Annotated in this window: 11 protein-coding genes; 5 read left to right on the top strand and 6 right to left on the bottom strand. The window is 44.3% G+C overall.

What is annotated here, in order from left to right; translation table 11 throughout:
* Positions 1 to 326: 326 nt before the first annotated feature.
* On the bottom strand, positions 327 to 1,367 hold the full coding sequence (locus LX99_RS19175; RefSeq protein WP_109609325.1) for an NAD(P)-dependent alcohol dehydrogenase: 1,041 nt from the start codon (positions 1,365 to 1,367) through the stop codon (positions 327 to 329).
* An 88-nt stretch (positions 1,368 to 1,455) separates the two neighbouring features.
* Positions 1,456 to 2,343 carry a helix-turn-helix domain-containing protein gene (locus LX99_RS19170; RefSeq protein ID WP_109609324.1) on the bottom strand — a complete coding sequence of 296 codons (888 nt, stop codon included), beginning with the start codon at positions 2,341 to 2,343 and terminating at the stop codon, positions 1,456 to 1,458.
* A gap of 245 nt (positions 2,344 to 2,588) precedes the next feature.
* On the opposite strand from LX99_RS19170, the gene LX99_RS19165 reads away from it, so the two are divergent.
* On the top strand, positions 2,589 to 4,748 hold the full coding sequence (locus tag LX99_RS19165; protein ID WP_109609323.1) for a glycoside hydrolase family 3 C-terminal domain-containing protein: 2,160 nt from the start codon (positions 2,589 to 2,591) through the stop codon (positions 4,746 to 4,748).
* A gap of 64 nt (positions 4,749 to 4,812) precedes the next feature.
* Here the strand turns inward: LX99_RS19165 and LX99_RS19160 are convergent, their stop codons facing one another.
* From LX99_RS19160 to LX99_RS19145, 4 genes are all read right to left on the bottom strand, one after another.
* Positions 4,813 to 6,369, bottom strand: a complete 1,557-nt coding sequence (locus tag LX99_RS19160) for a RagB/SusD family nutrient uptake outer membrane protein (RefSeq protein ID WP_211319056.1) — start codon at positions 6,367 to 6,369, stop codon at positions 4,813 to 4,815.
* Positions 6,370 to 6,381: 12 nt separating this feature from the next.
* Positions 6,382 to 9,717: a TonB-dependent receptor gene (locus tag LX99_RS19155; protein ID WP_170122747.1), complete on the bottom strand. Its 3,336-nt coding sequence runs from the start codon at positions 9,715 to 9,717 to the stop codon at positions 6,382 to 6,384.
* Positions 9,718 to 9,955: 238 nt separating this feature from the next.
* Positions 9,956 to 11,044, bottom strand: a complete 1,089-nt coding sequence (locus LX99_RS19150; RefSeq protein WP_109609320.1) for a FecR family protein — start codon at positions 11,042 to 11,044, stop codon at positions 9,956 to 9,958.
* Between the two features lie 117 nt (positions 11,045 to 11,161).
* The gene (locus tag LX99_RS19145; RefSeq protein ID WP_109609319.1) at positions 11,162 to 11,755 is read right to left on the bottom strand and encodes an RNA polymerase sigma factor; all 594 of its coding nucleotides are present in this window, start codon (positions 11,753 to 11,755) and stop codon (positions 11,162 to 11,164) included.
* Positions 11,756 to 12,126: 371 nt separating this feature from the next.
* Between LX99_RS19145 and LX99_RS19140 the strand changes: the two genes are divergently transcribed.
* The 4 genes from LX99_RS19140 (at position 12,127) to LX99_RS19125 (ending at position 16,219) form a co-directional block, all read left to right on the top strand.
* Complete coding sequence (locus LX99_RS19140) at positions 12,127 to 12,678, top strand: hypothetical protein (RefSeq protein ID WP_109609318.1); 552 nt, start codon at positions 12,127 to 12,129, stop codon at positions 12,676 to 12,678.
* Positions 12,679 to 12,977: 299 nt separating this feature from the next.
* Positions 12,978 to 13,517 (top strand): carboxymuconolactone decarboxylase family protein, encoded by a 540-nt coding sequence (locus tag LX99_RS19135; RefSeq protein ID WP_109609317.1) that lies wholly within the window; start codon positions 12,978 to 12,980, stop codon positions 13,515 to 13,517.
* 71 nt (positions 13,518 to 13,588) lie between these two features.
* The gene (locus tag LX99_RS19130) at positions 13,589 to 15,814 is read left to right on the top strand and encodes a CRTAC1 family protein (protein WP_109609316.1); all 2,226 of its coding nucleotides are present in this window, start codon (positions 13,589 to 13,591) and stop codon (positions 15,812 to 15,814) included.
* A gap of 42 nt (positions 15,815 to 15,856) precedes the next feature.
* The gene (locus LX99_RS19125) at positions 15,857 to 16,219 is read left to right on the top strand and encodes a hypothetical protein (protein ID WP_109609315.1); all 363 of its coding nucleotides are present in this window, start codon (positions 15,857 to 15,859) and stop codon (positions 16,217 to 16,219) included.
* Positions 16,220 to 16,388: the final 169 nt, after the last annotated feature.

The following is a 16,388-nucleotide window of genomic DNA, read 5'->3' as shown; positions in this document are numbered from 1 at the left end:
ACCAGTAAGGTGTAGCCGTTGAATAGATTAAATTCAAGCCTGTGGTCGGTGTTTTCACCGTACCACATGATCTTAATAAGTTACACTAATTAAAAAGATAACAACCTACCCCGAAAGTGGTGCGGTGAAAACACCGACCACAGGCTGAAGATAACAACCTACCCCGAAAGTGGTGCGGTGAAAACACCGACCACAGGCTGATAAAGTTATCTGCCATTATTTTCATTACTTATAGCTGTACTCATATCCTATGCGGGGCCCGATTATAACAACAAAGGCGGCAATTGAATTACAATGCCGCCTTTATCATAAAAGTTTAAAATCGCTTACAAGGTAGCCATGTCAATCACAAACCTGTAACGCACATCGCCTTTTTCCATTCTTGCATAACTTGCGGTGATATCTTTAATGTCGATCAGTTCGATATCTGATACGATGTTATGTTCGGCGCAGAAATCAAGCATTTCCTGGGTTTCGCGGATGCCGCCGATACCGGAACCTGCCATGCTTTTACGGCCGCCCAATAACGAGAACGGACGGATTGAGTACGGTTGTGAAGGAACACCTACACCAATCAATGTGCCGTTGGTACGTAATAACGAAAGGTACAGATCCATATCATGCTCGGCCGAAACGGTATCGAGGATAAAATCAAACGAACCTTTTACGGCTTCCACCTGTGCCGGGTCTGAAGTTACTACAAAATGGTGTGCGCCCAAGTCTTTAGCGGCCTGTTCTTTCGAGGCAGAAGTACTTAATACAGTTACTTCGGCGCCAAAGGCAACCCCAAATTTAACACCCATGTGGCCCAAGCCGCCTAAGCCCAACACCGCCAGTTTATGGCCTTTGCCAACTTTCCAGTGGCGCAGCGGCGAGTAGGTAGTGATCCCTGCGCAAAGCAGTGGCGCAGTAGCGGCAAGCGATAGTTTATCTGATACGTGCAGTACAAACTCTTCGCGCACAACAATGGTGTTTGAGTAGCCTCCATAGGTTGGTACACCCTGCCTGTCCAAATTGTTATAGGTTTGAGTGTTACCTTCAAGGCAGTATTGTTCTAAACCGTCTTTGCAGTTTTCGCAAACCTGGCACGAATCAACCATACAGCCAACACCGGCAAGTTCACCTACACTGAAATTTTTAACGTGGTCGCCCACTTTAACTACTTTGCCCACAATTTCGTGGCCCGGTACCATAGGGAACACGCCCGGGAACCAATCGTTTTTAATCTGGTGAAGATCAGAGTGACAAACGCCGCAGTATTGGATCTCGATCTGAACATCATGAGGACCAACCTCACGGCGTTCAAAATCCCAGGGCGCAAGATCTGTTTCGGGGCTTTGAGCCGCGTAAGCTTTTGCTTGTATCATAGTGTTGATTTTGTGTTTTATAATTAAACAAAATTAAAGCGGTTTGTTTCTGCCGCCAATAAAGTTTTCAAAGTAATAATTATACTTTTCAAAGTGTTTTCCGGAAAGCGAGCGGCGTATAACCGGTATGTTTCTTGAAAAAATTGTTAAAGTACGATGCATAGTCAAAACCAAGGCTGCCGGCAATATCAGCTATGGTCCAATCGGTATGGGTTAACAACGAACGGGCTTCGGCCAGTATCCTGTCGTTAATATGCATGGTTGTAGATTTTCCGGTTACTTCGCGTACTGCCGCGTTTAAGTGGTTTACGTGTATGGCCAGTTTATCGGCATAATCACCGGCTTTTTTCAGCTTCAGCGAAAACTGTCCCGAATCTACCGGGAACTGTTTTTCTAACAATGTTGAAAATAATTTAGCTATGCGCGAGGCTGCGTTTTGCGGGTTAAAGTAGCCTGCCGCGGGTTGCATTTTTATCGCCTCATGAATAACGAGGTTAAGCTGGTTGCGCATTAAATCGTACTTGTAAATGTATTCTGTTTCAGCTTCTTGCAGCATCCTGGTGAAAATGCTGTGCAGGTACAAGGCCTGTTCATCGCTTAAAAAATAAACCGGGGTGCCGCCGGATTTAAAAAGGTTAAGGTCTTCCAGGCTTTCCATGCGGTTGGCGCCCTGTAAAAACTGGCTGGTAAATACGCAAAAATACCGTTCGCTCTCATCATGTACATCCTCCCACGCGTACGGGATTTGCGGATTGGTAAATATCAGGGCGGGCCTGTCAATAACGATGCCGCGGTTGGCATAAAACAGCCGGGAGTGGCCTTTCATGGATAACGTTATTTTATAAAAACCACGCCTCATGTAGGCGGTCAGATCACAGTTGGCTGTACAGTTGTTAGCTACCTTGAATTGGGCTTTGTCGGTATGGATATTGTCGAGATAGCTGTTAGTGATCGTTGAAACTTCAGGTGCTTCCATTACTCTAAATTAAACAAATCAAAGCAAAAAAAAGGATTATGCGCTCAGCCAGAAAAAGGGAACCGTGTTATTTGATAATATGACAGTGACATGAAACCATCAGGGCCCATATGCTTCAGGCGATACCAATCTGTGTCAAATTTTTTAATTACCCGTCCGGATGTTAAAAAGGTATTATAATTGAGCAAAAAGCCATTACTTATACCGCTTAAAACCCTATATTTTAGACATTAAAAACCGCGGATATGAAATACATAACAGCCTGCATTGCCACACTTTTTTTATTCGGGCATGTATCGGCACAAAATAAGCAGGAAGCAGCCCTGAAAGTAAAGATCGACGGTATTATCAAAAAAATGACCCTCGAAGAAAAGATAGCCATGCTTCATGGAAACGCGCTCTTTTCGTCTGAAGGCGTAAAGCGGCTGGGAATCCCGGAACTTACCTGTGATGACGGCCCTTTGGGCGTACGTGAAGAAATAAAACGCTTTGATTGGGCCTCGGCCAACTGGACAACCGATTCGGCCACATTTTTGCCTAACGGATCGGCCATTGCCGCCACCTGGAACCCGGATATGGCTCATAAATACGGCGTTGTTTTAGGCGAAGAATCAAACGCCCGCAAAAAGATAGTGATCCTGTCGCCGGCCTTTAATATTTGCCGGATGCCTTTGAACGGGCGCACTTACGAATATTATTCTGAAGACCCTTATCTTAACGCGCAGTTAGCCGTACAATCGGTAAGGGGGATCCAGAGCCAGCATGTGGCAGCTTGCGTAAAACACTTCGCGGCCAATAACCAGGAGGTTGACCGTAATACGATCAATACCATTGTTGACGAGCGCACGCTGCGCGAAATTTACCTGCCCGCGTTTAAGGCGTCGATCCGGGAGGGTAACGCTTACACCATCATGTCGGCTTATAACAAGATTAACGGCTACTGGTGTTCTGAAAATGATTGGCTGCTTAACCAGATCCTGAAAAAGGAATGGGGCTTTAAAGGCGCGGTGATATCAGACTGGGGCGGCACACACCACACCATTGAAGCGGCAAATGCGGGTTTGGATATTGAAATGGGATCAAGCGGGCCGTATGATCAGTGGTATTTCGCCAAACCATTGCTTGAGGCGGTTAAAAGCGGTAAGGTATCCGAAAAAACAATTAACGATAAGGTTGGCCGCATTTTATGGGTAATGTTCCATACATCAATGAGCGCTAACCATCCGGCAGGTTCAATCGGCACGGCGGCACATAACAAGGCTGTGTATGACATCGCTTCCGAATCAGTTGTATTGTTAAACAATGAAGATCATTTGCTGCCTTTAAAAACAGGTAAGATTAAAAGCATTGCAGTTATTGGCGATAATGCCACCCGTACTTTTGCCTCGGGTGGTTTTGGTGCAGGCGTTAAGGCTAAATATGAAATTACCGCTTTGGCAGGTATCAAAGCGCGTTTTGGTAAAACCGCCGCTATTAAATTTGCGCAGGGTTACAAAGCCAATTATAGGGCAGGTAATACCGACGCGCAGAATGCCGGTTATGATAAACCTGATCAAACTTTGATAGATGAAGCGGTAGCTACAGCAAAAAGCAGCGAGGTTGCCATTCTGTGCATCGGCTCCAACCGCGAATATGAAAGTGAGGGGCACGACCGCAAAACGCTTGAACTGCCTTTTGGCGAAATGGCATTGGTAAAAGCGGTAACTGCCGCTAACCCTAACACCATCATTGTAGTGATGGCGGGCGCGCCTTACGATTTGAACGAGATCAAAAAATTGAACCATACCATCGTATGGTCGTGGTTTAACGGCTCGGAAGCGGGTAATGCTTTGGCCGATGTTTTGGCAGGGGTGATCAATCCATCTGGTAAATTGCCTTTTTCCTTCCCGGTGTCACTGCATGATTCACCGGCTTTTGCCCTCAATACTTATCCTGGCGAAAACCAAACCACCGAATATAAAGAAGGGATCCTGGTAGGTTACCGCTGGTACGATACCAAAAAGATCGATCCGCTGTATTGCTTCGGTTATGGCCTTTCTTACACTTCGTTTGCTTATTCGGGCCTTGCGACCGACAAAAAGGCTTATGCGCCGGGCAGTAAAATTACCGTTGTGCTGAAAGTGAAAAATACGGGCGCCGTTGCCGGTAAAGAAACGGTGCAGTTTTATGTAAGTAAGATAGCACCCTCAGTTTTGAAGCCCGAAAAAGAATTGAAGGCATTTAAAAAGATCATGATAGCGCCAGGCAAAACCCATACGCTGGCCTTAAATATCAATGTTAATGATTTGGCTTATTTTAATGCTGAAAAGCACAGTTGGGTGGTTGAGCCGGGCGAGTATAAATTGCTGGCAGCTTCGTCATCAAAAGATATTAAGGAGGTGGTAAGTTTTAAGGTAGGTAAGTAAAAGGTATATTTAAAAGCAAAGCCGCTCGTATTCATACAAGCGGCTTTGCTTTTTATTGATCTTATTAATTATTGATGTATCCCGGGTTCTGATCTTCCGGACCAATATCATCATTCTGCTTTATTTCCTGCAACGGAATAGGGTAGCGGTTGTGGTATTGCTGGATAGTACCTGATTGTTTGGTCCATTTATTACGGGCCTTAACCAGGTCAACCAGTTTACCCGAGCGGATCAGATCCATCCTTCTCCATCCTTCAAAGCAAAGCTCGCGCATGCGCTCATCCAGCATTTTAGTGCGGAATTCATCCTGTCCCATCCCGCTGTTCCAGCGTTTATCGGCAGGTAAGCTACCTCCCCAGGCCCTTTTACGGATCTGGTTGTTCACAATATCAACAGCCTGTGATGTTGCCCCGGTTTCGTTAAGGGTTTCGGCGTAGCAAAGCAGGATATCGGCATAACGTAAAAGAAATATGTCCTTGCCCGAATACCAGAAGCTCAGCGTACCATCGGTGCGGGGGTCTTCATATTTCTTAACGTGCGGATCAAGTTCATCACCTCCAAAGGTTGGGTTAAGCACCGGAGTTGTACCTTTGTACGTAAAGTCGTAACGGATGCTTTCGGTTTTGCGTACGTCGCCATCTTCCCATAAACCACCAGCGCTAACGTCCGAATAGCAGTATTGCGTGGGCACCATCAAATCGTAGCCGCCAAAATAACAGTATTGGTTCAGATTAGCCAATGAGCGTGAGCCCATTTGCCATTGGGTTTGGTTGTTATCCGGATAAATGTTGTTAAACTGAAATTCGTAGATCGATTCGGCGCTGTTGGCATTAGCCGGTTTCCACAAATCGGCATAGTTGGGTATCAGCGAGTATTTACCGCTGTTAACCACCTGCTCAAAATAGGTTTTCGCTTTGGCATAATCGCGCACGTTTGCGGCTGCAGGTGCATACAGGTAAACTTTACCCAATAAAGCCAATGCTGCTCCTTTGGTTGCACGGCGCTTATCGGTTTGGGTTTCGGGCAGATATTTTATCGCGTTCTCCAAATCGTTGATGATAAACTGGTAAACCAGCGGGAGTGGCTGCCGTTTATAGCCATACTCTTTGGTTTTGGCTTGATCGATAATTGGGATTTCGCCCCAATACTGCGAAATTTCGAAGGTAAGGGCGCCACGTATAAAACTTGCCTCGCCAAGCAGTTGATTTTTTAACGAGCCCGACTCTTTGTTTACTCCAAGGGCGTAAACCGCTTTTGATGCCGATGTAATAACCAGCCATCTGCTGTTCCACTGCTCTGCCAAAGCAGTGTTACTTGGTGCCAAAAAGCCGTTGTAGCGGTCAAGGCTTGCCTGCCTGTCGTCGGTGCGTACCTGGAAGGCTCCCTGCTGGGCCTCATCAGTGCCTAATGTAAACATAAAGCCGCCGCGGTCTTTTTTAACGTTGCGCCAGTCGGTATATAAACCAAGCACGGTTGGTTCAATATTTTTTAAACTGGCAAAGGCCTGCTCCTCAGTTAAAGCTGTTTGCGGTTCCTGGATAAGGAATTTTTTGCATGAAGCTGATACCGCCATAAAAAACACAAGCGGTACCAAAATATATTTTCTTTTCATTGTACTCATGATCTTACTGTTTTAAAAGCTAACGTTAACACCTGCAACTATCATTCTCTGCATCGGGTATCCATCGCCACCTTCGGGGTCATAACCTTTGTATTTAGTTATGGTAAACAGGTTGTTGCCGGTTAAGTATACCCTTAAATTGCTCAGCTTCGCTTTTTTCATAAACGGTTGGTTAAAGCTGTAAGCAACCGTTAAAGCCGATAGCCTGAGGTATGATGAATTTTGAACGGCATAATCGGTTTCGCCAATGCTGTAACGTCCGGTTCCGATATAAGCCCGCGGAATGTTTGAGTTTGTATTTGTAGGTGTCCAGCGGTTTAGCTCGTCGGCAATACCTGCGTATTCGCCGGTGCCGCTTAATAAGCCTTCATATAAACCGCTGATTTTTTTGCCCCCGGTGCTGTAAGTGAATACGCCATTAAGCGATAGGTTTTTGTAGGTAAAGTTGGTTGAAAAACCACCGTAAAACTTAGGATCGGTATTACCCACCACAATGCGGTCGGCATCATCAATTTTTTTATCACCATTAATATCAACAGGGATAATGTCGCCCGGACGGATAGTTCGCCCCCCGTAATCAACACCTTTTATAGCGTCCATATCGCTTTGCTGCGCTATTTTTTCAAACTTATAGGTATAGATGGAATTGAGTGATTTGCCTAAAAACAGGTTGCCCTGGCGCTGGATATCAACACCGGTGAAACCACCATAATTGTAAATAGCATCTACGTTGCCATACAGCTTGGTTATACGGTTACGATATGATGAAATATTGGCGCTAAAATCCCACTGAAAATCATGATCATTAATGAGCCGTGCATTTACATTCACCTCCACACCTTTGTTTAACAATGAGCCCACATTTTGTATGGTGTTATTAAAACCGCTTATTGTTGTTATTGATCGTCTCATCAACAAATCGTTGTTGTGGATAATAAAATAATCGGCAGTAATATTTAACCTGTTTTTCAGGATGCTCAGGTCAAGGCCAACGTTCAACTGCTTTTGTTTTTCCCACTTCAGGTCGGGGTTCCCTAAACGGCCATCCGGCTTATAAGTAACCGTGCCATTTGTAATTACAGCTACATATAATGATCGGTAAGCAAAATCCGGAATGTTTTGGTTGCCTGCCACACCGTAGCCTGCACGTAGCTTAAGGTTGTCGATACCGGCATCTTTCATAAACTCTTCGCGGGCAACGTTCCAGGCCAACGCTAATGAAGGGAATATCCCCCATCTGTTACCGGCGCCAAGGCGCGATGAGCCATCATACCTGCCGGTTAATGTGGCGAAGTATTTGTTATCATAATTATAATTGAAGCGGGCTATGTAACTAATCAGGCTATTGGCCGTAAAGTTAGATTGGAGCACGAACTTATCTTTCAGGTAGGCGGCGCCCAGATTTTTAAATGAAAATTCGTCGGTGCCAAAGCCTTGTACATCAACTTGATTGTTATCGTATTGGTTTTTGGTAAGACCGAAACTCAATAAGCCTGAGAAATTGTTTTTGCCTATCAATTTGTCGTACGATATTGAATTATCCCATTGCCAGTTTACCCAGTTTTCTTTTCTTTGGGTAGCGCTGCCTTTGGTAGAGTTGCGCAGGGATTGACCTAAAGTTTGCGGAATGTAATTGAAGTAGTTTTGATTACGGATATCCACCGAAAACCCGCTGCGGATATTTAAGCCCGGAATAGGATTTACAACTAAGTAGTTGGTAGTGAGTAACCTGTTTTGATTGCCTTTGCCATCAATTGATAAACTGCGGATGGGGTTATAAAGGTTTACGTCAGGGGTGCCCTTCCAGCTTAGATAGGCAGCGGTATCATTAACAGGCAGTAAAGGGTTGGCGTTAGCCGCGATGTTAAATACACCGCCATCAATGTACGATTCTTCGGTACGTGCAAAAGTGGTATTGGTACCGATTTTTAGCCACGGTTTTATTTTTTGGTCGAGGTTAATTTTGCCTCCGTAGCGTTTATAATCAGATGTTTTAAGCAAGCCTTTTTGATCGGTGTAGTTAAAACTTACGTACATTGATGAGCCATCGGCCGATCCTTTTGAAAAGCTCATGGTATGGTTTTGCTGTATGCCGGTTTGCTTGATCTGATCCAGCCAGTTATAGCTTTGCCCTGAGTTATACACGCGTAACTCATCGGCGCCAAAAGCTGGCGAGCCGGGCGAAAGAAGTGTTTTAATGTAAGCCGCCCTGTCTGCATTCGGATTATCATCCATATAGCGGTTGGCCCAGGCATCAACACGGAGATCGGCAATTTGCTGCGCGTTTAAATAGTGTACATTTCGGGCAAAGAATGATCTGCCATACCATGCGTTATAGTCAATTTTACCCTCGCCAACCTTACCTTTTTTCGTAGTGATCAATACCACGCCATTAGCGCCGCGGGCACCGTACAACGCGGTTGCCGATGCATCTTTTAAAATGTCTACACTGGCAACATCATCGGGGTTGATAGAATTAAACCCATCTTCAATAACCAAACCATCAACCACATAAATAGGGTTTGAGCCATATTGAATAGAGTTGTTACCCCGTATTTTGATAGATACGCTGCCACCCGGTCGCGGATCATTGTTTTGAATAAGTACACCTGCTACCCGTCCCTGTATGGCCTGGTTGATGTTGGTTGTTGGTATTTCTTTCAGCGTTTTTTCATTTACACTGCCTACCGAGCCGGTAAGATCGCCTTTTTTTACTACCGCGCCTACTACCACAACTTCGGTAAGGTTGTTGTTTGACGGCACCAGGGCTATATTCATAGCGCCTTCTTTTGCCGGTACTTCCTGTGTATCAAAACCAACGGCCGAAATTACCAGCACAGTGCCCGGGGCCACATTCAGGCTGAAAGCGCCGTTACTATCGGTTACGGTACCGGTTTTGGTACCTTTAATGGTTACCGAAACGCCGGGAACCGGCAGGCCTTTTTCATCAACCACCTTACCGGAAACCGGGGCCTGGGCCAGGTCCAGATCATTACGCCGGGAGATGTTAAGTGATGGCAGGCCAACGCTGGTGTTTCTGATCACGATCACATCGCCCGAAACCTCAAAGGCCAGGTTTAAAGGTGAAAACAAATCAGTAAGTACGCTGCCTAATGTTTTTTGATTGTAGCTGGCGCTAACTTTCTGGTTGCCGTTAATCAGTTCGGGGCTGTACACAAAATTAATATGGTACTGCTGTTCCAGTTTTTTGATCACTGTTTTAAGTGCCGTATTGCTTTCGTTTACCGATATTTTGGTATCAAGAATAGCTTGTGCCTTGGTTTCTTTGGCAAAGGCGCTTCCTAATAATAAGATACTTATAGTTAACTGTAAAAATGTGATCTTCATTATTTTTACGAGTATAGGTTTATATTTCATAGATTTGGTTAGAGTTAATAATCCGTTAATAACTTGACAAAAAAAGCCCCGGCTCAACCTTTGCAAGAGGTTACAGTAAAATGGCTATCAAACATTTTGGGGCTAAACTTTTAGGCCGGTGGTACCGCAAATACCGCCGGTTTATTTTTTAGGGCTGGTTTATGTAATCATTCTGTTCATTTAAATCATAATTTGGTTAAAGTGTTAATTAATTGGCAGTGCTATGGTTAAGGTTTTGTGTGGTTATAATAATGCGGCCGTCAATAAACTGGCAGGATGCGTTTACGGCTTTGCAAATTAATTTTACTTTTTCATCAAGCGGTCTGTCTGAAAGCGAGGCCGAAAGGTGGATAGGGCCAAGCACGGCTTTATCATATTCAACATTTACACCGTAAGCGATATCTATTTTATCAATAATATCGGCCAGGGTGGCGTTATCAAACGTAAATTCTTTTTGAGCTACCGGTGTGGATAAGATTAGTGGTTTGGTTAATGATTCTTTTTTTACCTGCGTTAACTTTGCTGTATAGGTTGCAGTTTGGTTAGGCAGCAGCGTTACCGTGTTTTTTGCTTCGGGGGTTGCTTGTTTTTGATTGTAAACCAATACCTTGCCCGTATTAACAATTACTTTAAATTCTTTGTCGATACTGAAAGACCTGACGGTAAAACTGGTACCTAACACCCTCACCACCATATCATGACTATGCACCAGGAACGGCATCGCGGGGTTTTTATGAATCTCAAAAAAAGCTTCCCCGTTTAAAAACGCCTCGCGACCGCCTTTAAATGACCGGGGATATTTAATACCCGAGCCTGGTTTTAAAATTGCAAGGCTGCCATCGCTCATTTGTACCAGCTTTGATTCGGTGGTGTTATTTACAACGCTCACTAATCCGCCTGGCTGATTATCCTGCTGCCCGGCAGGTGCCTGGTTGGTGCGCACTTTCGTCAATACCAGCCCGATGGTTAAAAAAACCGTTAAAACAGCTGCTATCCGGAACCATTGCGTTTGGTAAAACTTCAGTTTCATTACCATTGGCCCTTTATTATGTAGGGCCTCCTGAACCTGCGCGGCAATACCATTCACCTCGTCATCTGTTAAGCCGGTTTCGGGCGGTTTAACAGAGACGGCCAGGATGATCTGTTTTGCACTTTCAACAACTTTCTGCCGGTCTGGATTGTTTAAAAGCCACTCATCCCAAAACGCATTTTGTTCGGCGGTGCCTTGTAAAACCCAGTTTATAAAAAAGTCGTCGTGTAAAAAATCTTCAACTTCGTAATTGGTATAGTTACTCACGGAAACTGATTCAATTGGTCTATAACCTGATATATTCCGAATCAGCCAAAAAATACCCTCCTGGATAAGATAAATTTTTACAAAATCGATAAGTGTTTTATTATCAGATGAATAATTTTAGATAACGTCCCTCAAAAAAAGGGCGATGAGGATAAGCCATTCGGAGCGGAAGCTTTTATAGGCCTTTTGCAGCAGGTTATGTACCGATTGTTTGCTGATCTCCATGATCTGTGAAATGTTGTCGAAATCCAGCCCCTCGTAAAAACGGAGGTAGATGATCTCCCGCTGGCGGTTGGGGAGCGCGTTAAGCACGTGCTGTATGCGGGCCGATAGCTCGAGGGTTTCCAGGTCAGTTATCATTTTGGTTTCGATGTTAAACTCAACCACAAACCCGTAGTTGTCATCAAGCGGCTCGCCCCGGTTCCATTTGGCTTGCTCCCTGAAAATCCTAAGCCTTAGGGCCTTGAAAAGATAGTATTTCACAGCCGGGGTTGAGCTGATCTTTAATCTGCGGTTCCATAATTCCAGAAAAACATCCTGGATACAATCCTTCAAAAAATCTTTATCCTGGCAAATGCGGAAGCCATAGTTAAACAGCGTTTTTGAATACGCTTTCATGAGCTTAGTGTAAGCCGATTCATCACCGCCCCTAAACAAATCCCACAAAACGGCGTCGTCGGGTTTAACTGATCGGTTGTTATCGTTGCTCATTATATGTATTACACGCTGAATCCTTAAAGGTTGCGTACAATTAACGCAAATTTGTAAAGGCTATTGGTAACAAAGTTATTTAAAAGATTAACTAAGTGTGGTGTTTATTACCCGGGGCTTAAAAAAATGTTAAAACTATTGATCAAAAAAAGTTTCTAATACCCCTGAACGCCCGATGCTGTTGTGGTTTTGATTATGGTAACATTAATTTATTGATGCTCCCTAAGGCAGTTACAGTGCAGGGAGATGTTATTTGGCCTGATAGCTCCTTTATATTATTATTCAGTTTTTTACGTTTAGTAAAAGCATATAATATTTGAAAATATCAATTAATAGTCTGATCTTTAGCTTACCGGCTATAACCAACACACTTGAAAAAGCTAATAGCATATATTTTATTATGCATCATCCTGTTTAATACAGCAGGGTATTTGGCTATTCATGAATACCTGGAGCACAAAACGCAGCAATTTTATGTAGATCAAACCGCTAAAGGTTTTTATAATGTTAAAGACCTTACAGAGATAACCATCCCGGTTGATATGCCTTACATTCATGACTGGACCCGGTTTGAAAGGGTGAGCGGCCAGGTACAGTTTCAAAACAATAACTACAATTTTGTAAAAATGCGCCTTACGCGCACCGCCGTGCATTTAATGTGCATCCCTAATTACGATACCACCAAGCCAACCAATAAAAATATACTGGATGCGAAGGGGATCAAAGATATCCCCGTACCTCAAAAAGAACACGTGCCTTATCCTAAATCGGCCATGCTTGAAAATACAAGTTGTTTTACGTTTGCGCAGTTTGTATTTACCTGCCCTGTTATAAAAGCAGCCCGGGAAAATGGCCTCCATACGGTACGGCCCTGGGTTAATTATTTCCACGACATCCCTGAGCAGCCACCCAAAGCCTGCTAATCTCCAGCAAAACAATTAACAGCCGCGTTTGCATTTGCAATTGCCGGTGGCGTGTTATGCCGACTTTTCTTTTTAAGCCGCTTATTAAAACCTGGCAGGTTTTAATAAGTACCTGCTGTTGTTTTATGGCTTGATAAGCAATTTCTGTAAACGCGCCGCCCGCGGTTATCGCTTCCATTTTTTTTGATTTTATAATGCCTTATATCCCACTTGAATATTTATAAGGCAACACAACGGGCCATCGAGGGCTATCAATCAAGTGTATTTAAATAATTAAAAACCCATAAACCATACATACCATGGCGCATATTAAATTAAATAACGAACAACTACCAGGCATTGTTGGCCTGCTGAATTACCGGCCAGAAACTGCCCGCCCGCTGCTTGACCTTGCCGAAACTTTATTGCGCGGACCATCAACCCTAACCAGCGGCGAAAGGGAAATTATAGCCGCGTCGGTATCGTACTGGAACCAATGCCATTTTTGCCATACTTCGCACGCTGCGGCCGCCGCGGCCCATCTTCAAAGCGGGATCAACCTGATTGATGATATCAAGGCCGGTTTACCAAATACTCCCGTATCGGATAAATTGAGAGTGTTGTTACACATTGCCCACCAGGTGCAGCGCAACGGCAAAAACGTAACTGCAGATGATATTGCCGCCGCCCGCGAAGAGGGCGCTACCGATGCGGAAATTCATGATACGGTTTTGATTGCGGCTGCATTTTGCATGTTTAACCGCTATGTGGATGGCCTGGGCACATGGGCCCCCGAACCGAATGAAGCTTATCTGGAAATGGGAGAACGAATGGCACACGTTGGATATGGGAAATATTAAAAGCCTGTAATGATGCCTCGTCGCTTAACAGCGGCAAGGCATCATTGTGGCTTACTACATCTGTAATAACTATGAAAAACAAATTTTTTTTAGCTGCGGCCTGCTTTTTAGGCTCTTCACTGGCTGTATCCTGCCAGGATTCTTCTCACGAGGAGATGATCGGTATTTTGCAAAAACTTAATAAAGAAAGCTTTACCATTTCACATCCTTTTAAAGAGGAACGAAAGCTGGCTTATTGCGATTCGTTGCTGGGGCTTCAAAAAAACGGTCAAAACTCGTATATCCGCATCGAAAAAGCCTCGTTGCTGCTTAAGGCTGGGCAGGAGCAGGAATCTGTAAATACCTATCAAAAGCTGATAAGGCAGCTCGATCCGATGGCTGTTGATCAGTTAATGCCGGCCATTGGCATTGCCTACATGCGCCTTGGCGAACGTAGCAACTGCATGCTTAACCATACCGGGTCATCCTGCATCTTTCCTATTAAGGATGATGGTGTGCATAAGATCAGAACCGGCTCAAAAACGGCAATTGATATTTACCAGGAAATATTAAAAATGCACCCGGAAGATCTCGAGTCGAGATGGCTGCTCAATATCGCCTATATGACCCTTGGCGATTATCCTAAAAAAGTTCCCAAACAATTCCTGATCCCTAATTTAAAAAGGGATAGCGCGCTATATACCAAACCCTTTATTGATATTGCCCCCAGCCTGGGCCTTAACATTAATGGCCGGGCCGGCGGCGTTATTACCGACGATTTTAATAACGATGGTTACCTGGATATCGTAACATCGGGCTGGGATTTGAGCGACCCGATGCATTACTTTGAAAATAACAAAGACGGCACCTTTAGCGACCGTACCGCGCATAGCGGACTGGCAGGCATAACGGGCGGCCTCAACATCCAGCAAACAGATTATAATAACGACGGCCTCCTTGATATTTTTGTATTGCGCGGCGCCTGGCTAAGCGGCAAGTTTGGCAACCAGCCCGGTTCGTTGTTAAAAAACAATGGCGATGGCACTTTCAGCGATGTAACAATACCTGCGGGCCTGTTGTATTATCACCCTACGCAGGCGGCTACCTGGGCCGATTTTAATAACGATGGCTGGCTCGACGTTTTTATCGGCACCGAAAGCGTTGTTAGGGCGCCGAATGGTAACGTATCAGACTGTATGCTGTTTATCAATAACCGTAACGGCTCGTTTACCAATATTGCTCAAAAAGCGCATTGCAATATTGTGGGTTTTGTAAAAGGTGTTACTGCTGCCGATTATGATAACGATGGCAAACCGGATATTTTTATCTCGACGATGGACGGGCGCAAGTACCTGTTGCACAATATCAGCAAACCGGGAGGAGAGGTTGATTTTGAAGATAATACGGCAAAAGCGGGCATTGAGAACAATGAACGTAGTTTTACAACATGGTTTTTTGATTATGACAACGATGGCTGGCAGGATATTGAGGTAAGTGATTACCAGTTTGAGCATGCCCTGAGCTATTACAGCGCCGCCGAAGCGCTGGGCAAACCTGTTCCGAAAGCAGGTAATGTGTTTTTATACCACAACAATCATGATGGTACCTTTACCGATGTTACCAAGCAGGCCGGTTTAAACAAGGTGGTGTATAGTATGGGCGCTAATTATGGCGATATGGATAATGATGGGTACCTGGATATGTACCTGGGTACCGGCAACCCCGATTTTAAATCGCTGGTGCCTAATAAGTTTTTCAAAAATGTTGATGGTAAGCGCTTTATTGATATTACTGCCTCCTCGCGCACGGGTAACCTGCAGAAAGGGCACGGTGTGGCTTTTGCCGACCTGAGGAACTGCGGTTACCAGGATATTTTTGCAGAAATGGGCGGCGCTTACATAGGCGATTCATATACAAGTTCGTTATATTTAAACCCGGGTAATGATAATAACTGGATAAGCCTTAAGCTTGAGGGCGTTAAAGCCAACAAGGCGGCTATAGGCAGCTTAATAAAGCTCACATTTACCGAAAACGGGGCTAAAAGAAGTGTTTATAAAACTGTGAGTTCCGGGGGCAGCTTTGGTTCGTCGCCTTTAAGGCAGGAGATAGGCATAGGTAAAGCCGAAAAGATAGATGAAATTGAAATAAAATGGGCCGGCAGCGGCACAATTCAACACTTTAAAAACATTTTGCCCGGTCAGTTTTTATCTGTTACCGAAGGGGTTGATAATTACAAGGTTATGTCATTAAAAAGACTTACATTTATCAATAAACAAGGGTTGATGTGTATGCCGATGACTGCCGTTAACCAGCATTAATGTTTAAAATTAATTATTCCAACACGCTAAATTAAACCAAAAATGAAAAAGTTCCTGTTAATGTGTTTCCTGTTTATAGGGATAACAACAATTGCCACAGCGCAAACCAAAACAGCTGCCGATAAGGCTAAAGGTTTGCAAAAACAATTGAAACTCACCGATGCGCAAACCACTAAAATAGCGGCTATCTACACCCAATCGTCTGAGAAGTTTGATAAGATCAAGGCGGCTCACCATGGCGATAACACCAAAATGCTGACTGCTATAAAACCCTTGCGCACGGAAACCATCAGCAAAATAAAGGCGGTTTTAACCAAAACTCAAAGCGCCGAATACGATAAATTGTTAAAGGATGATAAAGCAACCGGCGGCAGCGGCTGGGGCGACGGCTGGAGTGCCCAATAAGAATATTTGATATAAAAAAGAAAGCGCGGCATTTTTGATGGCACTGAAAAAGTAGCTTAAAAAGCTGAAGTATTAAAAGCGATCTGGAGAAAGGCAACTTTTTCTTGGTCGCTTTTTTATTCAATTTACGTGGAGATGATTTGTTGTAGCTGATTGGCTGATTAGCGAT

Origin of the sequence: Mucilaginibacter oryzae, from assembly GCF_003148845.1 — a bacterium.
Taxonomy (GTDB): domain Bacteria; phylum Bacteroidota; class Bacteroidia; order Sphingobacteriales; family Sphingobacteriaceae; genus Mucilaginibacter; species Mucilaginibacter oryzae.
Note: the sequence above shows the minus strand (reverse complement) of the source record. Positions and strands in the feature narration are given on the sequence as shown.